The organism is Cupriavidus sp. R6-3 (assembly GCF_059772245.1).
The window spans coordinates 1-3,641 of record NZ_JCBAJO010000351.1; the positions used below are offsets into that span (position 1 = coordinate 1).

4 protein-coding genes are annotated in these 3,641 nt (G+C 69.9%); 1 reads left to right on the forward strand and 3 read right to left on the reverse strand.

The window, feature by feature from the left end:
* Window positions 1–1,716 (reverse strand): heavy metal translocating P-type ATPase (locus tag AC6EI8_RS25325; RefSeq protein ID WP_498383234.1); only part of this gene is annotated, 1,716 nt, incomplete at its 3' end.
* 180 nt (window positions 1,717–1,896) lie between these two features.
* Between AC6EI8_RS25325 and AC6EI8_RS25330 the strand changes: the two genes are divergently transcribed.
* Entirely contained in the window at window positions 1,897–2,091 is a 195-nt protein-coding gene (locus AC6EI8_RS25330) for a heavy-metal-associated domain-containing protein (protein ID WP_265633000.1), read from the forward strand.
* A 57-nt stretch (window positions 2,092–2,148) separates the two neighbouring features.
* Here AC6EI8_RS25330 and AC6EI8_RS25335 read toward each other — a convergent pair whose 3' ends face one another.
* Entirely contained in the window at window positions 2,149–2,877 is a 729-nt protein-coding gene (locus AC6EI8_RS25335) for an OmpW/AlkL family protein (RefSeq protein WP_498383235.1), read from the reverse strand.
* Between the two features lie 215 nt (window positions 2,878–3,092).
* Window positions 3,093–3,641, reverse strand: a 549-nt coding sequence (locus tag AC6EI8_RS25340) for a Rossmann-fold NAD(P)-binding domain-containing protein (protein ID WP_498383237.1), incomplete at its 5' end; no start/stop codon positions are given.

Genomic DNA, 3,641 nt, shown 5'->3' on the forward strand with positions numbered 1-3,641 from the left:
CAGCACCGCCCGGGCCAGCGGATGTTCGCTGCCAGCCTGCAGCGCGGCCAGCCGCGCCAGCAGCAGCGACGAGGCGTCGTCACGCCGCTCGCCGCCGCCGGTCATTCCCTCCGCGGACAGCAGCGCCACCACCTCGGGCTGGCCGACCGTCAGCGTGCCGGTCTTGTCGAACGCGACCACGTTGACGCGATGCGCGGTCTCCAGCGCCTCGGCGTCCTTGACCAGGATGCCGGCCCGCGCGCCCGCGCCGGTGCCGGCGATGATCGCGGTCGGCGTGGCCAGCCCCAGCGCGCACGGGCACGCGATCACCAGCACCGCCACCGCGTTGAGCAGCGCCGACTGCCAGTCACCCAGCGCCAGGCCCCAGCCCAGCAGCGTGACCAGCGCGATCGCCAGCACCACCGGCACGAACACCGCGCTGACGCGGTCGACCAGCCGCTGGATCGGCGCCTTGGCCGCCTGCGCGTGTTCGACCATGCGGATGATGCGTGCCAGCACCGTTTCCGCGCCGACCGCGGCGGTGCGCAGCACCAGCCGGCCCTCGCCGTTGATGGCGCCGCCCGTCACGCGGTCGTCGACATGCTTGGGCACCGGCAGGCTCTCGCCCGTCAGCATCGATTCGTCGGCATGGCTGTCGCCGTCGATCACCACGCCGTCGACCGGAATGCGCTCGCCCGGCAGCACCACCACCTCGTCGCCGACGCGTACCTGCGCCAGCGGCACCGTGGTGTCGACGCCGTCGCGGCGCACCCGCGCGGTATCGGGCCGCAGCGCGGCCAGCGCGCGGATCGCGTCGGCGGTCTGCCGCTTGGCCCGGACCTCGAGCCATTTGCCGAGCCGCACCAGCGTGATCACCACCGCCGCGCTCTCGAAATACAGGTGCGGATGGCTCTCGCCATGGGCGGCGGCGCCGCGCCAGATCAGCCACAGCGACAGGCCGTAGGCGGCCGAGGTGCCGAGCGCCACCAGCAGATCCATATTGCCGGTGCCGGCGCGCAGCGCCTTCCAGCCGGCGCGATAGAAGCGCCAGCCGAACACGAACTGCACCGGCGTGGCCAGCAGCCATTGCCACAGCGCCGGCACGTTCCACGCGATGCCGAACCAGCCGAGCACCATCGGCGCGACCAGCGGCAGCGACAGCGCGGCCGGGATCGCGACCGACCAGGGTCCGGACCAGAAGTCGGCGGTGCGCGCGGGCGGCGCCCCTGCGGCCGCGGCGGCATCGGCTACCCCATCGCTCACCGGTTCGGCGGCATAGCCGGCACGCGACACGGCCTCGGTCAGCGCCGGCAGCATGTCGGCCGCGCTGCCGCCGACCAGCGTCACCAGGGCGCGCTCGGTGGCCAGGTTGACCTGGGCATCGACCACGCCCGGCACCGCGCGCAAGGCGCGCTCGACGCGGCCGACACAGGAGGCGCAGGTCATCTCGCGCACGGACAGCTCCAGCTCGGTGCGGGGCACCGCGTAGCCGGCGGCGGCGATGGCGTCCGCCGCGGCGGGCAGCACCGCGGCGCTGTCGGCCTGCACGGTCGCTTCCTCGGTGGCGAGGTTGACGGCGACCGAACGCACCCCCGGCACCTTGGCCAGCGCATTCTCGACCCGGCGCACGCAGGAGGCGCAGGTCATCCCTTCGATCGGCAGGCGCCATTCGGGCGCGGCCGGGGTGGCATTCGTGCCGGCCGGGGCCGGAGACAGCGGTATGGAAGAAGTGGACATGGCGGTTGGCATCCTCGTTGACATAGCCTGTCACTGGATGCTGGACCTTACCATGCTAGGAAGGTCAAGGCCGAAGTGCCAGTTCTCCATGCGGCGCGTCGGGGCTTGCGCTTGACATGATGGGAAGGTTCACAATGGCGCCATTCACCGCATTCACCACCCATACCGAGGAGTTCGACGATGATGCAGTTTCAAGTGGAAGGCATGTCCTGCAATCACTGCGTGGGCGCGATCACGCGCGCGGTGAAGCAGGTCGATCCCGACGCCCGCGTGTCGGCCGATATCGCGGCGCAGGCGGTCAGCGTGGAATCGGACGCCGATGCGCAGGAAGTGCGCGAGGCCATCGAATCGGCGGGCTATCCGGTCAAGGGCTGATCGGAAGGAACCGCGTCCGCGCTCCAGGGAGACGCGGACGCGGCCGGTCGGCGACGCTCAGAAGCGGTAGCCGACGTTCAGGAAGGTCACGATCGGATCGATCTTGATCTTGGTGTGCGACACCACGGTGGCGCCGCCCAGCGCGGAGTTGCGCGTGACGAAGGTCGCGCGGGTATCCAGCGGCAGGTAGGACACCGACAGGCCGACGTGCCAGCGCACGTTGATCTTGTAGTTGGCGCCGATGTTGAAGACCGGATTCCACGACGACTTGGCGCTGGCGGTCATGGTGGCGTTCGGGCCGAACTCCTGGCGCACGAACTGCTGGTTGGTAATCGTCTCGTCGCTGAACCAGGTGTAGTTCACGCCCAGGCCGACATAGGGACGCAGGCGCGCGGCGGGCTCCAGGAAGTGGTACTTGACCAGCACCGCCGGGCTCCACTGGCGCACCGTGCCCAGCTTGCCGTACTTGCCGTAGCCCTTGTCTCCCTCGACGTCGTGCTTGGGCGGCAGGCCCAGCACGAATTCGGCCGAGATGTTGTCCGTGATGAAGTGGTCGATCGACAGGCCCAGCGTATTGGCGGCCTTGATATCGGCGCCGGTATTGGGGCGCTGGGTGCCGACCGGGCGGCCGCCGACGCTGTCGATGGTCAGCGGATCGGCCGAACTGTTCGGCATCACGCGGAACCAGCCCGTGCTGACGACGGTGCTGCCGGCCGACTGTGCCTGGGCAACCCCGCCCACTACCATGGCCGCGACAGCCACCAGGATTTTTTTCTTGTGCGACATCCTCTCTCCTTCGTGGTTTTCAACTGCAAGGGCAGCATTATCCCGCTGCGGATGCCGCCATCGTTTCAATCTAGATACATTTTGTAGAGGGGCGCCACTAAATTGAGGGTTTACCGCAATCAGCGGTATCCGAAGGGCCACCGCGGCGGGGAGAGAGGCGGCAGAAGTGTCTCAGGAATGTGACACCGGGTCGTGCCCCGATGCCTTCCGCGGCGTCATGCGTTGATACCTCGCACCGCCAGGGCGCACGCTGCCAGATCCCACAGCGCATAGCCCACGCTCTTGAACACCAGCGGACTGCCGGTGCGCGCGCGGATCGCATCCGCGGCCAGGATCGCCGTCTCGAACGGCTGCACCGCGGCCCAGTCGATGCCGGCCTGCAGCAGGTCGCCGGCCTCGTCCTCGATGCCGAACAGCGTATCGGCCAGCAGCCGCCCCGCCTGTGCGGCGCCGCGGCACAGCGCCGGCGGCAGCTCGCACATGTCCGGCCGGAACGCCCCGACCGCGGCGATGAAGTGGTCGTCGCGCCAGCAGCCGGCATCCAGATCCGGCAGCACCGGCGTGCGGCTCGACGTCACGGTGACCACCATCGACACGCGGTCCAACACCGCTTCGATCTCGCCCGCGGCGGATTCCAGCACCTCGGCTTCCAGCCCCAGGCCGCGCGCGTGGGCCGCCAGCGCATGGGCCTTGTCCGCCGTGCGCGAATGCAGCCAGACCCGCCGCAGCGGCAGTCCCGCCGCGAAGGCCTCGAGGTGCGTGGT

What these genes read in the sequence shown, in the direction of transcription:
- AC6EI8_RS25330 (WP_265633000.1), top strand. Translation starts at nt 1,897, where the DNA reads ATGATGCAGTTTCAAGTGGAAGGCATGTCCTGCAATCACTGCGTGGGC.
- AC6EI8_RS25335 (WP_498383235.1), bottom strand. Translation starts at nt 2,877, where the DNA reads ATGTCGCACAAGAAAAAAATCCTGGTGGCTGTCGCGGCCATGGTAGTG.